This is a genomic window from Rhodococcus sp. MH15, assembly GCF_019266045.1.
GTDB classification, from domain to species: Bacteria; Actinomycetota; Actinomycetes; order Mycobacteriales; family Mycobacteriaceae; genus Rhodococcus_F; species Rhodococcus_F qingshengii.
Genome location: NZ_LPNP01000080.1, coordinates 267,201 through 281,126 on the forward strand (window position 1 = coordinate 267,201; position 13,926 = coordinate 281,126).

At 61.5% G+C, this 13,926-nt stretch carries 14 protein-coding genes; 7 read left to right on the top strand and 7 right to left on the bottom strand.

Translation table 11 applies throughout. From position 1 onward, the window contains the following. The first annotated feature begins 24 nt into the window (after positions 1–24). The 3 genes from ATN37_RS24025 to ATN37_RS24035 are packed head-to-tail and all read left to right on the top strand — an operon-like array spanning position 25 to position 2,680. Entirely contained in the window at positions 25–1,308 is a 1,284-nt protein-coding gene (locus tag ATN37_RS24025) for a CdaR family transcriptional regulator (protein WP_218695701.1), read from the top strand. Between the two features lie 60 nt (positions 1,309–1,368). Continuing rightward, a complete protein-coding gene (locus tag ATN37_RS24030) occupies positions 1,369–1,896 on the top strand; it encodes a hypothetical protein (RefSeq protein WP_054781016.1) in 528 nt (175 codons plus the stop codon). A 55-nt stretch (positions 1,897–1,951) separates the two neighbouring features. After that, the gene (locus ATN37_RS24035) at positions 1,952–2,680 is read left to right on the top strand and encodes a YdcF family protein (RefSeq protein ID WP_054781017.1); all 729 of its coding nucleotides are present in this window, start codon (positions 1,952–1,954) and stop codon (positions 2,678–2,680) included. Positions 2,681–2,682: 2 nt separating this feature from the next. Here ATN37_RS24035 and ATN37_RS24040 read toward each other — a convergent pair whose 3' ends face one another. After that, positions 2,683–3,591 carry an AraC family transcriptional regulator gene (locus ATN37_RS24040; protein WP_007730783.1) on the bottom strand — a complete coding sequence of 303 codons (909 nt, stop codon included), beginning with the start codon at positions 3,589–3,591 and terminating at the stop codon, positions 2,683–2,685. 174 nt (positions 3,592–3,765) lie between these two features. Between ATN37_RS24040 and ATN37_RS24045 the strand changes: the two genes are divergently transcribed. Further along, positions 3,766–4,458, top strand: a complete 693-nt coding sequence (locus ATN37_RS24045; protein WP_007730784.1) for an alpha/beta hydrolase — start codon at positions 3,766–3,768, stop codon at positions 4,456–4,458. A gap of 54 nt (positions 4,459–4,512) precedes the next feature. Here ATN37_RS24045 and ATN37_RS24050 read toward each other — a convergent pair whose 3' ends face one another. After that, positions 4,513–4,944, bottom strand: coding sequence for a MarR family winged helix-turn-helix transcriptional regulator (locus ATN37_RS24050; protein WP_003942924.1), 432 nt, complete (start codon positions 4,942–4,944; stop codon positions 4,513–4,515). Between the two features lie 147 nt (positions 4,945–5,091). Further along, complete coding sequence (locus tag ATN37_RS24055) at positions 5,092–5,760, bottom strand: DsbA family protein (protein WP_007730785.1); 669 nt, start codon at positions 5,758–5,760, stop codon at positions 5,092–5,094. Between the two features lie 140 nt (positions 5,761–5,900). Here ATN37_RS24055 and ATN37_RS24060 point away from each other — a divergent pair, with 140 nt between their 5' ends. Continuing rightward, positions 5,901–6,728: an AraC family transcriptional regulator gene (locus tag ATN37_RS24060; RefSeq protein WP_030536057.1), complete on the top strand. Its 828-nt coding sequence runs from the start codon at positions 5,901–5,903 to the stop codon at positions 6,726–6,728. On the opposite strand, the gene ATN37_RS24065 is transcribed toward ATN37_RS24060, so the two are convergent. Together ATN37_RS24065 and ATN37_RS24070 are read right to left on the bottom strand one after the other, a co-directional pair. Then, the gene (locus ATN37_RS24065; RefSeq protein WP_054781018.1) at positions 6,715–7,710 is read right to left on the bottom strand and encodes an ABC transporter substrate-binding protein; all 996 of its coding nucleotides are present in this window, start codon (positions 7,708–7,710) and stop codon (positions 6,715–6,717) included. The genes ATN37_RS24060 and ATN37_RS24065 overlap by 14 nt on opposite strands. Positions 7,711–7,716: 6 nt before the next feature. After that, a complete protein-coding gene (locus ATN37_RS24070; protein ID WP_082845719.1) occupies positions 7,717–9,111 on the bottom strand; it encodes an MFS transporter in 1,395 nt (464 codons plus the stop codon). 119 nt (positions 9,112–9,230) lie between these two features. On the opposite strand from ATN37_RS24070, the gene ATN37_RS24075 reads away from it, so the two are divergent. Then, positions 9,231–9,893: a TetR/AcrR family transcriptional regulator gene (locus ATN37_RS24075; RefSeq protein WP_054781113.1), complete on the top strand. Its 663-nt coding sequence runs from the start codon at positions 9,231–9,233 to the stop codon at positions 9,891–9,893. A gap of 6 nt (positions 9,894–9,899) precedes the next feature. On the opposite strand, the gene ATN37_RS24080 is transcribed toward ATN37_RS24075, so the two are convergent. Then, positions 9,900–11,120, bottom strand: coding sequence for an SfnB family sulfur acquisition oxidoreductase (locus tag ATN37_RS24080; protein WP_054781112.1), 1,221 nt, complete (start codon positions 11,118–11,120; stop codon positions 9,900–9,902). A 98-nt stretch (positions 11,121–11,218) separates the two neighbouring features. Here ATN37_RS24080 and sfnG point away from each other — a divergent pair, with 98 nt between their 5' ends. Continuing rightward, positions 11,219–12,343 carry a dimethylsulfone monooxygenase SfnG gene (sfnG, locus tag ATN37_RS24085; RefSeq protein WP_007730790.1) on the top strand — a complete coding sequence of 375 codons (1,125 nt, stop codon included), beginning with the start codon at positions 11,219–11,221 and terminating at the stop codon, positions 12,341–12,343. A gap of 12 nt (positions 12,344–12,355) precedes the next feature. On the opposite strand, the gene ATN37_RS24090 is transcribed toward sfnG, so the two are convergent. Next, the gene (locus ATN37_RS24090; protein ID WP_050656790.1) at positions 12,356–13,882 is read right to left on the bottom strand and encodes an aldehyde dehydrogenase family protein; all 1,527 of its coding nucleotides are present in this window, start codon (positions 13,880–13,882) and stop codon (positions 12,356–12,358) included. Between the last annotated feature and the right edge of the window lie 44 nt (positions 13,883–13,926).

The following is a 13,926-nucleotide window of genomic DNA, read 5'->3' on the forward strand; positions in this document are numbered from 1 at the left end:
CAATTCAATTCTGTGGAGGGTTTTGTGTCAGGAAACAAAAATCTGCCGTTCGAGCCGATCCTGGTTGGTGGCAGATCTCTGGCCGACCGACTGGCGCAACGCACCCATCCACTGGTCATTGAGACAGTCGATCTGGTCCACCGCGACGTCACCTTCTACCGGTTGCTCCCTGACGAGGCATTGCGTAACGACGTCACCACCATCGTGAGGCGCAATCTGGAACTGTTCATTTCGATGCTGCGGACCGGCGCCGATCTGACGCCCGAGTTGCTCGCCGACATCAGCGAATCGGCTCGCCAACGGGCTCAGGAATTGGTTCCGCTCGGTGAGGTGCTGCGGGCATATCACCTGGCTGCCGGGCTGTGGTGGGAGACCATCAGCGAATGGGCGGTCCCGGAAGACGGTGTCGCACTTGCCCGCACCGGACGACTCTTGAATGCATACACCGCGGCCTCCGCGTCGGCGGTTCTTGCCGGCTACGGTTCCGACCACGCCACCCAGACGGACGAGGATTCTGCGCGAAGGTCATTGTTCGTAGCACTTTCGACGGGTGTCGATGTTGATCGGGTCTCCGACGATGTGGGCATCAGGTTGGCGCGCCTGTACTGGGTGGTGGCGCTGCACGTCGAACGGAATGACGACGAGTCCTCGACCGAGGTGGACACTGCCGTCGCCGAGCGGAGAAAGGTGCGCCACCTGCAACGAGAGCTCGATCAGGTGGGGCGTGACAAAGCGCTCGGGGTGCTCGGGAGCAATGGCGGAGCCGTACTGATTCCTATTGTGGAATCGGAACCCGTTGAGGGGAACTGGGCGTCAAGTCCGCAGTATCTTTCATTGTGTCGACGATTGGGTGATCTCGAGAAGGTCATCGGTGCATCGACGGTTGCCGCCGTACATGTCGCGGCACCGCCGGCAATTCCCGCAGCGGTGTCGCAGGCGCGCGAGGTGCTGAACGTTGCCCGAAAGTACGGCCGTACAAGTGGGGTCGTGCGTCTCGAGGATCTTGCAGTCGAGTATCAACTGACCCGCCCGAGCGCTGCGCTGCCGATCCTCGCAGATGTGTTGTCGCCGTTGGAGTCCGATCCTGCCGTGCTCGAGACGCTCGAATCTTTCATCGACTCCGGATTCGATCGAGCTACCACCGCTCGGCAGTTGCACGTACACCCGAACACGGTCGTGTACCGCCTGCGTAAAGCGAGTTCCCTGACGGGACTTGACCTGTCGTCACCGAAAGATCTTGTACAGGTCACCATGGCGCTGGGAGCGCGTCGCGCGCTCGGAATGGAGGCGGACTCTTCCCAAACGTGATGGGTCTGTGGTTCTCTGTGAACGTGCCTGATTCTCGGATTGGCAATCCGGCCGGGAGACATGGCCAGACTGGGTCAGCTGATGGTGCAACGAGGCGCGTGGCGTGATCAGACGTTGATCGACTCCGCCTACCTCGACGAGTTGTCCGCGCCCTCTCCGTCCAATGGGGGGTACGGCTTCTTGACCTGGGTGAACGCGGGCGAGGACTTCTACTCCGTGAATGCGCCGGTGAGCAAGTATGTTTCGCATCCGGTGTGGCAGAACGCGCCTCGGGATCTCTATCTCCAGGAGTTCTTGCGGCTTGTCGTCGCTTCGATCGTGGACGTTCCACCGCCGCCGTACGTCGGGCCTCCCGTGCATGGGTCGGGTGGTCCGCTCATCGACGATCCGTCACAGCTCGTCGGCTTCGCGAACCCCGAATTGATCTTCGACACGATGGTCGGGACGGGGCGAGCAGGAACACCCGGATGCAACATCGTGATCTGCAACAACGAATTGTTGCCGTTCAGTGTCGCCGACCTGCTCGGGGATGCTGCAGCTCAGATCGGTAACGCGGCAGGCGCGTCGATTCGAGATGCTGGTAGATGACGGTTTCGAACCCGAATTGTTGCCCAATATTTATGTTTAATCTGTGTGACGGTCAGTGAACAGTAAATTTGAGTCAAATGATGCAATCGCGACGAAATGTTCGTTACCGTGGGCTGGACAATCGACAATCTGGGGGTTCGGCTACATGGCAAATGTTCGTAGGTCTCTGACGAAGGGATTGATTGCTGCTTCGGTAATCGCCGCAGCCGGAGTGGGATTGACGCCGGCGACAGCGAGTGCCGACATCACTCCGACGACGGTCGTCAACGGCATCCTGTCGACGGTGGGCGGCTGCCAAACACCGGTGCGGTCTCTCATTCTCGCGTGCACGAGTGCTGAGACGCTGACACGCCAGTCGCCCGTGCTGCTCGACCTCAACCCCGTGGGCACGAACATCGTCGTCTTGGGTGCCGGCCTCTTCGACGACGGCACGATGCGTCCGATGTTGGTCGACCGGCTTCAGGCGGCGCTCCAGCTGGCCCGTCAGTACCCGCAGTCTCCGATCATCACAAGCGGTGGGGCTCCGAAGGCCGGAGTAACGGAAGCCAGGGCGATGCGCGAATGGCTCGTTGCCAACGGCGTCAACCCGGGCCGGATCACCGAAGAGGGAACTTCGTGGTCGACGGTCGAGAATGCGATCAACTCTGCGCGGATTCTCGCCGATCGAGGCGCGACCGGCGTGGTTGTGGTCTCGAGCGCCAATCACGTGGAGCGCGCGATGGTGGACTTCCGCGTTGCAGTTCTCGGCCGGATCCCGGTCGCAGGCGTAATCGCTGCGACCTGACGTCAGTGATTGTGGGAGTTGGACTTTCGCCAGTTCAACGGCGAGGCGTCGAATCGTCGACGGAAGGCGCGGCTGAACGCGGCATCGGATTCGTAGCCGACAGTTATCGCAATGGTTCCGACCGGCTCGGTGGTTTGCACGAGTAGTTCGGCGGCACGGTCGAGTCGGCGCTCGGTGATGTAAGCGCCGGGCGTCTGGCCGACCAGTCGCGAGAAGCGCTCCGCAAAAGACGATCTCGACAGGGTGGACAGCGTCGCCAGTTCGTCGATGGTCCAGTTGCGTGACGGGTCGTTGTGGACGGCCTCGAGGGCTTGCCCGATTCGTGGATCCATTGCTGCGGTCAACCATCCGCCGTTCGATCCGTCCGCTCGAGCCCACGCTCTGAGGATCTGGACGAAGAGAAGGTCGAGAATCCGGGAAACCATCACGGAGGAACCAGGTTTCGGATCGTCCACCTCGGCGCCCAACAGTCGGCTGCTCACCTCGAGCCACTCGACCGGGGTTCCTTGTGTCGCGCGCAGTTCGACGAAGTCCGGCAGAACGGACAGCAGTCGCTGCGCTGCGACGTCGTCGAGTGTGAAAGTACCGAAAAGCCAACATGTTTCGTTTTTCGTGTGCATCGGCATCGCATTCTCGATCGTATGAGCAAGCCCATGGGGTAACAGTACGAGTTCCCCGGGGCCGAGTTCGATCGGGGCTTTGCCCTGCGTTCTGATCACGATGTCACCGTGCTCGGCAATGTGAAGTGCTCGCACCCCCGTGGGTACCTCCACGGTGAAGTTCTCGCCGTGGACGCAGCGATGAATCTGATCACCGCGAAGGTGGACGACTTCGAGAACGTGCGAGAGGGTGTCCCGGGTTCGAGTCTCGTCGGTGGTGGGTACGTACCGCTGTGATGATGTTGTCCTCATGGATCGATCACTCCGATGTCTCGAGCATTCGGCGTTTCTGCACAAAAACTTGGCAATCTGGTCATGGTTATTGATCCAGGATCCCCTTAACGTGGGTAACAGGCAAGGTCTGGGTTTCGAAGGCTTGCCGATCGTCGGAGTATTCGTCGCACTGCGTATCTGGAGGAGTTGGTCATGACCGAGAAGGTAAACATCGTTCTGGTGCATGGAGCCTGGGGAGACGGTTCTCATTGGCGTCACGTCATACCCACCCTGCACAACGCCGGGCATCGAGTGGTTGCGGTCCAGAATCCACTTACTTCGCTCGCCGACGACGTGGACCGGACCAGGAAGTTGGCCGAATCGATGGACGGCCCGACCCTGCTGGTCGGACACTCGTACGGCGGCGCGGTGATCACAGGCGCGGGTCATGCGGAAAACGTTGTGGGACTGGTATATATCGCTGCCTTTGCGCCGGACGAGGGTGACAGCCTGGGAAGTATCTTCGCCCGCACGGATCAGCCGGCGGGCGCGGCGAACATCGCGCCGGACGCCGAGGGCTTCTTGTGGATCGCCCCGGACAAGTTTCAGGAGAGTTTCAGTCAGGATCTCGACGACACCGAAGCATTGGTCATGGCGCTGACGCAGAAACCCATTGCGGGTCAGTGCTTCTCGGACCCATCAGGGCCGCCGGCATGGCGTGGGAAGCCCAGTTGGTATCAGGTTTCAGGGCAGGACCGAATGATTCCGCCGGAAACCGAGCGATGGATGGCAGAGCGTATCGGTGCCCGCGAGATCGAGGAACTCGACGCAGGCCATGCATCCTTGGCGTCCCACCCGCACGAGGTCACCCAGTTGATCCTGCGTGCTGCTGCAGAATTGTCGTGACGGCGTAAATCGTCCGGCTGTTCGAGTGGGCTGCCCATCACGACTAATTTGTCGTCAGTCCTCGGAACTGCCCAGTCGGTGAAGCAGCGCTGTCAGCGTGGTGATGTCGTCCGTATCCCATTTCGCGAGTCGGGCGCGCCAGCGATCTATTTGGTGATTGCGGATGGTCGTGAGCTTCGTTCGCGCCTCAGGGGTCAGAGCTACCAACTTGGCGCGAGCGTCGTCGGGATCGGGGATTCGTTCCACCAGGCCGAGTCGAGCTGCGGCGTCGATTTGCCTGGTCAAGGTGGACTTCTCGATATCGAGGGTGCAGATCAGGTCGGACATCCGCACCGCATCCGAACGGTTCAGGATGACCAGAACCGGGTAGAGCGCCGGATCGAGTTTGGGATGAATTGCGCGCGCATAGGTGCGCGCCTGGGCGCGTCCTCGTTGCCACATGTCGGCAAGTTCCATCTCCAGGCCCGTGATCGGATCTGAAACCACTGTCGTTTCCCCTTTGGTGCGATTCGTTCGGTGTTCATCAAACCAGAAGGGGGGCCGAAGTGATTTGGGTGAAGTCACGCTGAGCGAAAGGTACGTTCGGCGTACTGAAGGCGCCGGGCGTACCTTTCGCTCGCAAAAGTGCGTGGGTCAAGCCACCGCATACGCCCGCACACACGTGTTCAGGTCGCGGGTGAGATCGGCCGCGGTACTGGTCGGAGAACCGAATTTCACGACGGACCCGTCGCTCCCGTGGAACAACAGCGTCGGAAACGAAGTGGCGCCGAGCCTGCGTGCTCGGACGAAATCAGCGCGGGCAGCATCCTTCGAGGCGGCGGTGAACAGGGAAGACACCGCGGCAGATGGGTCGAGTTGGAGGGATTCCGCGATGGATCGGTACGTCTCGGGATCGGAAAGGCTGCGACCGTCTCGGTAGAACGCGATCTGCATGGCCTCCGCGATGTCGAGGGCGCGTGTCGGATCTTGCGCGCGCAGTGCGGCGAGTCCGATCGCTGCATCCGTCGAATCCATGACGAACCGCCCATCAGTCACCAGTTGTGAATATCCGTCACCGAAGACAGCGCCGGTCTGGGCGGCGATGGTCGCGTTGGCTGATTTCAGGTACGGAGCCGAAGACATGGGCGCGACGCGCTCACCGGTGAACAGTCCGCCGCTGACCACGGACAAGTCGATGGAATCGGCATTTTGACGGACGAACTCCGTCAACGCAGGGCCGAAGCCGAAACACCACCCGCAATAGGCGTCGAAGACGTAGGTGAGTTGCGTCTTGCCTGCTGTTTCCGAGCGTGATGTCTGCACTGGAAGATTCCTATCCGAGCGTGAACTGATTGATACTCTGACGGTATGTCGCATTCGGGTATTCGGTCACGGTGAAGATGAGTCCCGAACTAGTGAAAAACAGACAAGTACCCGTCCGGGACGTCGGGTACGCATCGTCGGTGGCAGATGCGACCGAGATCGAAGTACTCAGCCTGGACACCATTCGCATCAACGGGGGAAGCGCAGAGTTCGTCGGCCCCCAACGTCCGCAATTTCACTTGCTCGCTCTGGTGACCGAGGGCTCGGCGCTACACACCATCGACTTCGTGAACTACGCGGTGAGCCCGGGGACCGTGTTCTGGGTCAGACCGGGGCAGGTGCAACAGTGGGGGCGAATCCAGGATTTCGAGGCGACGGTTGTTCTGTTCACGCCCTCGTCGCTCGATGCCGTCAGTCAGCAGTTGTTGGACGGGAACGCTCGCAGTCGGCAGGCAGCGTGGCAGTTGTCCGGTGAGAACCTCGAGACCATCAGCACGGGTATGAAACACCTGAACCTGAACTACGGCTGCCCGGATACTTCCGCGCCGGTCGTTCGCGCGGCCATTCTGCGGCACACGCTGACAGCAATTCTGTTGAAACTGACCCATCTCGGTGGACAGGAACAGAGTTCCGTGCTGGCGCACAATGACGTGTTCGAAAGGTTTCATGCCGTTGTCGAACGTGACTTCGCCACGGTCCGTTCGGTTTCGGAGTACGCCAACAAGATCGGGTACTCCGAGAAGACTGTGCTGCGGGCTACCCGAGCCGCTGCTGGGATGACGGCAAAGCAGTACATCGATCAGCGTGTGGTTCTCGAAGCGAAACGTCTGCTGTCTTTCGGCACGGACACGGTCACCCAGGTGGCGTCGAAGTTGGGGTTCGACGATTCTGCGAACTTCACGAAGTTCTTCGCCACCCGGGTGGGTGTTTCTCCGCTGACCTTCCGTCAGGACGTCAGAGCGCGCTGAATGCCGCCCATCGCGCGTCGGCGCTGTCGAGGGTTCCGATACTGTTCTGCCCCTTGCCATGTGCGATGCCGTCCAGATCCTGGATGATCCAGTAGATGGCAAAAGGATGGCTGCCGAACCAGAGATCACCGCTGACGTCCAGAGCGTGCGCCGGATCGGGTGTCAGGTTGTCGAACAGTGGAGTGTTTCGCACGATGGATGCGTCGTACTGCTGCCCGGAAAGTACGGCGACGGTCTGCGCCGCATGCTCGGGTAGGAGTTCCGGCGAGACGGGGGAAATCGTGCCGGTGACTTGATTGTTGGTCGCGTTGACTTCCGATGCCGGCCTGGTGAATCCGGCCTCGGTGACCAGTGTGGAGATGGGAGTGGTCGGTGGCACGGTGAACAGGTTTCCGCTGTAGCCGAGAAGGATCGCAAGGCTCTGGCCGGCAGCCGCGGACTTGACGCCTTCGAGGCCGGATTCCAGCTTTCCGATCATGGCGGTAGCTTCGCTGCCTCGATCGAGCTGTGCCCCAGCTTGTTCGAGCACGTCACGCCACGGCGCCGAGTACGGGAGGACCAAGGTTGGCGCCACGGCGTTGATCTGAGCGAACAGGCTCGGTAATGGACCGGCATTGCTCATCAAGATTTCATCGGGTTCGACGGACGCGATCTCCTCGACGGCGGGGTTGGCGAAGAAGGTCGGCTTGTCGAGAACTTCGACGCCCTGCTCGCGCAGGATCGACTTGGCGACGTCCGATCGCAGGGTGCTGTAGACGACGGTGGGCTTCACGCCGAGTGCGAGTGCACTCAACCCCGCGTACTCGTCGAGCGCGAGAATGCGCTGCGGTGAGGCCGGAACTTCGACGGTGCCGAGTTCGTGGGTGACGGAGCGAGTTGCAGAGGCGGTGTCGGACTCGGCGGAGCTGCTGCACGCGCTTGCGCCGGCGACGGTCAGGAGAAGCGCCGAGACGATGCCGAATGCGGTTCGGGTGGTGAACATCTGAGGTCAACGATCCATTCGTGGGAAGAAGAAGGACAGGAGGGTACCGGCCAGCAGTAGGCCGGAGCAGACGAAGAGGGCTTGGGAGTATCCGGAAACCAGTGCTTCGGTCGGCGCGCTGTCCGAACGTGCCGTCGAGGAAGCGGCGACGCTCACGAGAACGGCTAGTCCGAGTGAACCGCCGATCTGACGCGATGTACTCAGTAGCCCGGATGCCATGCCGACTTCTTCGGGGGGAGCGTCGGCGGTGGCGACGTTACTGAGCGGCATGAACGACAGACCGATGCCGATGCTCGCCAGAAGCGAAGGCACCAGGATGACGGCCCAGAAGGGACTGTCGAGGTTCATGGTCGAAAACATGAAAGTTCCGATTGCGGCGACCGCTGTTCCGACTACGAGCAGCGGTCGAACTCCGTAGCGCGGAAGGAGTTTGGTGGACGCGAGGATGCCGATCACCAGGCCGAAGCAGAAGGGCAGGAAAGCCAGACCGGTGGTGGTCGGTGAATAGCTCAGCCCGCGTTGCAGGAAGAGTGAGACGAAGAAGAACGCGCTGAACTGTGCCGCGCACACCAGGCACATGATGGCGTTGGCCAGTCCGATTCGGGGTCGAAGCAGGGTGGACAGTCTTACCAGTGGTGTGGCGCAGCGGCTTTCGACCACAACGAACGCAGTGAGCAGCGCGATCGTGAGCGCGAATCCACCCAGCACGTAACCCGAAGTCCAGGAATGTGATTCCGTGGCGATCACTGTGCCGACAAGGGCGGTGATTCCGGCCGTCGCCAAGATGGCTCCGGGGAGATCGAGGGAGCCGCCTCTGGCGGCTTGGCCGGCCGGCAGGCCACGGGCACCGGCAACTGCGGCGATCAGGGCCACTGGTGCGCCGGCGAACATCACCCATCGCCAACTGAGCCCTTCGGTCAAAATGCCGCTCAGGACGACACCGAGTGCGCCGCCCAGTGCTGACGACATTGCGCCGATGCCGAATGCCTTGGCCCTGGCGCGTCCGGTGGGAAAGGCCTGACTGAGTGCGGCGAGCCCGGCAGGCGCGATCAGTGCAGCGCCGACGCCTTGAAGCGCCCGCGCTCCGACAAGCATTTCGGCGGACACGGAGAAGGTGCCGACGATGCTGACGAGGGCGAACAGCAGAAGCCCGGAAACCAGAACTCGACGAGTGCCCATCACGTCGCACAGACGACCGCCGAGAAGCAGCAGTCCGCCGAAGGCGAGGGCGTACGCGTTGACGACCCAGGACAACCCGGCGTCGGAAAAGTTCAGCGATTCCTGGATGTCTGGCAGCGCGACGTTGATGACCGACATGTCGAAGGCCACCAGGAACTGCGCTGCCGCGGCGGCTGTGAGGACCAGAGCCGGTGCGGCTACCGCTCGAGTTGTTGTTGTCATTGCAGGTACCTAATTTGTATACGCGTTCTCATAAGTAGTTAGGTTTACCTTGCTGGCGACTGAGATGCAAGGGGTTCCCCGGGCGAGAGCGTCGTAGCAGGGGCGCGCACAATCGACGGATGGCCGAAAAGATGGAACCGAGATCACCGCGGCTCGGACGTCCCCCGACGATCACGTCGGAGCAGATAGTCGACGAGGCGAAACGGCAGCTACAGACCGGCGGCGCCGACGCGTTGAGCATGCGAGCGTTGGCGAAGTCGCTCGGCACCACGCCGATGGCGCTGTACCGGCACGTGGGCGACAAGGAACAGCTGATCAGCGCGGTGCTCGATGTGTACTCACAAGATCTCGGCGCGCTGGTCCTGCCGCAGGATCAGGTCGAACGGCTTCGCACGATCTTCACCGCGATCTTCGAAACGCTGGCGTCGGAGCGCTGGATCATCGAGTTGCTTCAGCGCGGTGGCCGTGGTGGGAGCGGCGCTGTGGTCTTGGTCGATCGGGCGATGGCCGCGTGTGTCGAACTCGGTATGTCACCTCGTCGCGCACTGTTGGTCTATCGAGCGCTGTGGAACTACACACTCGGCGCATTGCTCAACATCTACGACACCACTACGCGACCGGAAGGCAGCGTGTCACCTCTCACGGTCAAGATCCGAGAAATCGGGCCCGAGAAACTGCCGGTGCTCAGTGAGGTGCTCGAGGACTGGCCGGGAGGGACGACGACTGAGAGCTACTTGGAAGGACTGGAAGTCTTGATCAGCGGATATATGAACTCCGACTGAGTGTGTTCACAGCAGTCCGTGCCGCGGTGGGATTGTCCCGGACAGTGTCCACCGGCCGATGTGCTGGACCTTCCACCTCGTCGGATCGTGCAGGGTGTGCGTGCGCGCGTCACGCCAGAATCGGGAGAGGTTCGCCGATTCGCCCGCGCTTCTGGTGCCACCGATCTCGAACAAAGTGCTCGTGGCCGCCAATGACGCCCTGGCGCCGACCACTTTGGCAGTTGCAGCGTCGATGGATGCTCGGGCCGTGGAGTCCTCGGTGGGATCACGACGCGCCACGTCGATCGATCGCGCTGCTTCCGCCAAGAGGGATCTGGCAGCGCGAACCTCGATTGCCGCTTCGCCGGTGAGTTGAACGAGCAGTGGATCCTCCACCGCTGTATCGACTTTCGCCTCGAAGAAGGGACGCGCCTTTGCCGCGAGTTTCACGGATTCACGCAGTGCAGCCGACGCGATGCCGGTGTCGATCGCGGCGTGCAGGATCTGGGCCTGTGCTCCGTAGGTGGTCGGGTGAGTGAAGAGCGACGTGAAGGGTACGACATTGAACTGCGGTACCGAAACGGATTCCAGGGTCACGGTTCCGCTTGCAGTTGTCTTCTGTCCCATGCCGTCCCAGTCGTCGACGATCGACAGTCCGGGAGTATTCCGGGGTAGGTAGACCGCGGATTTCACCTGTGCGCCGGTCTCGGTGAATTGATCCGCATTGGCGGCACGCACCACGATCCAATCTGCGAAAAGCGCTCCGGTGCAATAGAATTTTCGACCTTCGAGCACAAAGTCTTCCCCGTCGGGGGTGAGAGTGGTGCCGTCGATGTCGATGGTCTGGTTGCCGCGCTCGCTCTGGGCGTTGGCGAACTGCTTGCCCGACAATGCTTCGGCGTAGAAGAACTGCTTCTGCTCATTAGACCCCTGGTACCGGAGCGCTTCCAGGAAAGTGAAGTGGCTGTGCGGAATCTGCGCGATGCTGGGATCGCCCTCGGCGAGTAGGCGGAAGACCTCGGCCAACGTCTCGGTGCTTGCGTCGATGCCACCGAACTCCTTCGGCACCGAGAGTCCGAGCAAGCCGGACCGCGCCAGGGTGCGAACCTCGTCGTGGGGAAGGAGGCGCTGCGCATCGCGGACTCCGGCACCTGCCGCGAACTCGTCGGACAGCTGTGACGCCACCGAGAGCGCCTCGTCCTCGCTGGTGATGCGGTGCGCGATCTCCTGAATGTCCACAGCAGTCATGCTGCCACCGTTTCACAGTCGCAGCACCCACCCAACACTTACAACCTGTGTGATCGCTACCCTGGAAACCACTGGGAACTGCATGTTTGCTGGGTTTCATGTCTACTGAACGTATCGCCGACGAGATCAAGTTCGCCTACTGGGTGCCCAATGTCAGTGGTGGTCTGGTCACCTCCGACATCGAGCAGCGGACCAGCTGGGACTACGAGTACAACAAGAAGCTGGCACAGACCGCCGAGAACAACGGCTTCGAGTACGCCCTGAGCCAGGTACGTTACGAGGCGAGCTACGGGGCCGAATTCCAGCACGAATCCACGAGCTTCAGCCTTGCGCTTCTCCTGGCCACCGAGAAGCTCAAGGTGATCGCCGCGGTGCATCCGGGACTCTGGCAGCCGGCAGTGTTGGCGAAACTGGGCGCTACCGCCGATCACCTGTCGAACGGTCGATTTGCCGTCAACGTCGTCAGTGGTTGGTTCAAGGACGAGTTCACACATCTAGGCGAGCCGTGGCTCGAGCACGACGAGCGCTATCGGCGGAGCGCCGAGTTCCTTCAGGTTCTTCGTAAGATCTGGACGGAGGACGACGTCGATTTCCGTGGCGACTTCTACCGCATCCACGACTTCACGTTGAAGCCGAAGCCTCTCAACACTCCGGAGCGCCCCAATCCCGAACTGTTCCAAGGTGGTAACTCGGCGGCAGCCCGTGAGAACGCTGGCCGGTATTCGGATTGGTACTTCAGTAACGGCAAGGACTACGACGGCGTCACCGAACAGTTGGTCGACGTTCGCCGTGTTGCTCGTGAGAACGATCGGGAGGTCAAGTTCGGGCTCAACGGATTCATCATCGCCCGCGACACCGAGGCGGAAGCAAAGGACACACTGCGCGAGATCATCGCCAAGGCCAACCGCCCTGCGGTCGAGGGATTCAAGAATGCAGTCCAACAGGCCGGCGCGTCGACCGCGTCCAAGGACGGGATGTGGGCGGATTCGACGTTCGAGGACTTGGTTCAGTACAACGACGGTTTCCGCTCGCAACTGATCGGCACGCCGGAACAAATCGCGCATCGGATCGTCGAATATCGCCGTCGCGGTGTCGATCTGATTCTCGGCGGATTCCTGCATTTCCAGGAGGAGATCGAATACTTCGGGGCCAAGGTGCTTCCGCTGGTTCGTGAACTCGAAGCAGCCGACAGCGACGAGCAGGTGCTCGTCACCGCCGGCTGATCGCCTGATCTCTCAGGACTTCGCGTGGCGTTTCGCCAGCATCCAACGTGAGATCTTCATGTCCCTGGCTTTTCGCTCGATGGTCAGCAGGTCCAGCGGAGCGTTGAACTTCTGAACGGCCAGTGATTTCACACTGCTGAACTCACGCAGCCCATCGGCTCCGTGGATACGGCCGAATCCGGAATCGCCGACCCCGCCGAACGGCAGGGCGGCGATTCCGGCGAATCCGAGAACCGAATTGACCGTTACGACACCGCATTCGAGCTTTTCGGCAATCGCTCGGCCCTTCGACGAACTCTTGGTGAACACCGAGGCGCCCAAGCCGTACTTCGATGCATTGGCGCGCTCGATCCCCTCGTTCATGTCGGCGACCTTGTTCACCACGACGCTCGGGCCGAACGTCTCCTCGGTGATCGCCGTGGAATCCTCCGGAACATCCGTCAGGATGATCGGATCGATGAACGGACCGTTGAACGAATCAAGTCCGCCGAGTACAGCTTTCGCGCCGCGACTGAGAGCGTCTTCGATCTGGCCCCGGACTATCCCAGTCTGCTTTCCCAGCGTCATCGGCCCGTAGGTCGAGCTGTCGGTGGCGCCGGCGTGGGCGTCTCGTAGCGCGGCGGTGAGCTTGGACAGGAAGGCGTCGTACACGGGCGCTGCGACGTAGATTCGTTCGACGCCGGCACAGGTTTGTCCGCCGTTGCCCACTGCCCCGAATGCCGCGAAGCTCACGGCCGCATCGAGGTTGGCGTCGGAGTCCACCAGCATGGCGTCCTTGCCGCCGCATTCGGCGACCAGGGGGGTGAGGGTGTCCGCGCAGGCGGCCATTACGCGCTTTGCGGTAGCGGTCGAACCGGTGAATGCGATCTTGTCGACACCGGACGAACACAGAAGTGCACCGGTTTTTCCGTCACCGGTAATGGTCTGCAGGACAGGGTGTCCGGGTGCGGCGATGTTCCACAGCCGGGCCAATTCGACGCCGACGCCTGGTGAGAGTTCGCTCGGTTTGAAGACTACGGCGTTGCCGGCGGCCAGTGCGTAGCCGATCGACCCCATCGGTGTGTACAGCGGATAGTTCCAGGGGCCGATCACGCCGACGACGCCCATCGGCCGGTAGCCAACGGATGCAGACTGGTTGGCGCTGATCAGTCCTGCACCGACGCGTCTGCGGCGCAACACTTTCTGTGCGTTGCGTGCCGCCCAGTCGAGATGTTCGACGGCCAGCATGACTTCGAGTAGTGCGTCGTCGCTGGGTTTTCCGGTCTCGGCGGAAATGATCGCCGCCATCGATTCGGCGTGAGTGGCGATCGCGGCGCGGAAATTGCCGAGCACCTTCCGGCGGCCTTGGAATCCGAGTTGATCCCACCACTTCGACGCCGTGCGTGCTGCGGCGACCGCTTTCTCGATCTCCTGCTGGTCTGCAATGGGGTGCTGCGCGACCACGGAATCATTGCGAGGGTCGAGGCTCGCGAAAGTGTGATCGTCCGATCTCGGATCTGTCGACGTGGACGTGCTCTGGCGGCCGAGCTGTTCTGTCATGTTCTTCAGATCCTCCACATGTCGGTGCATCACATATATGTGAT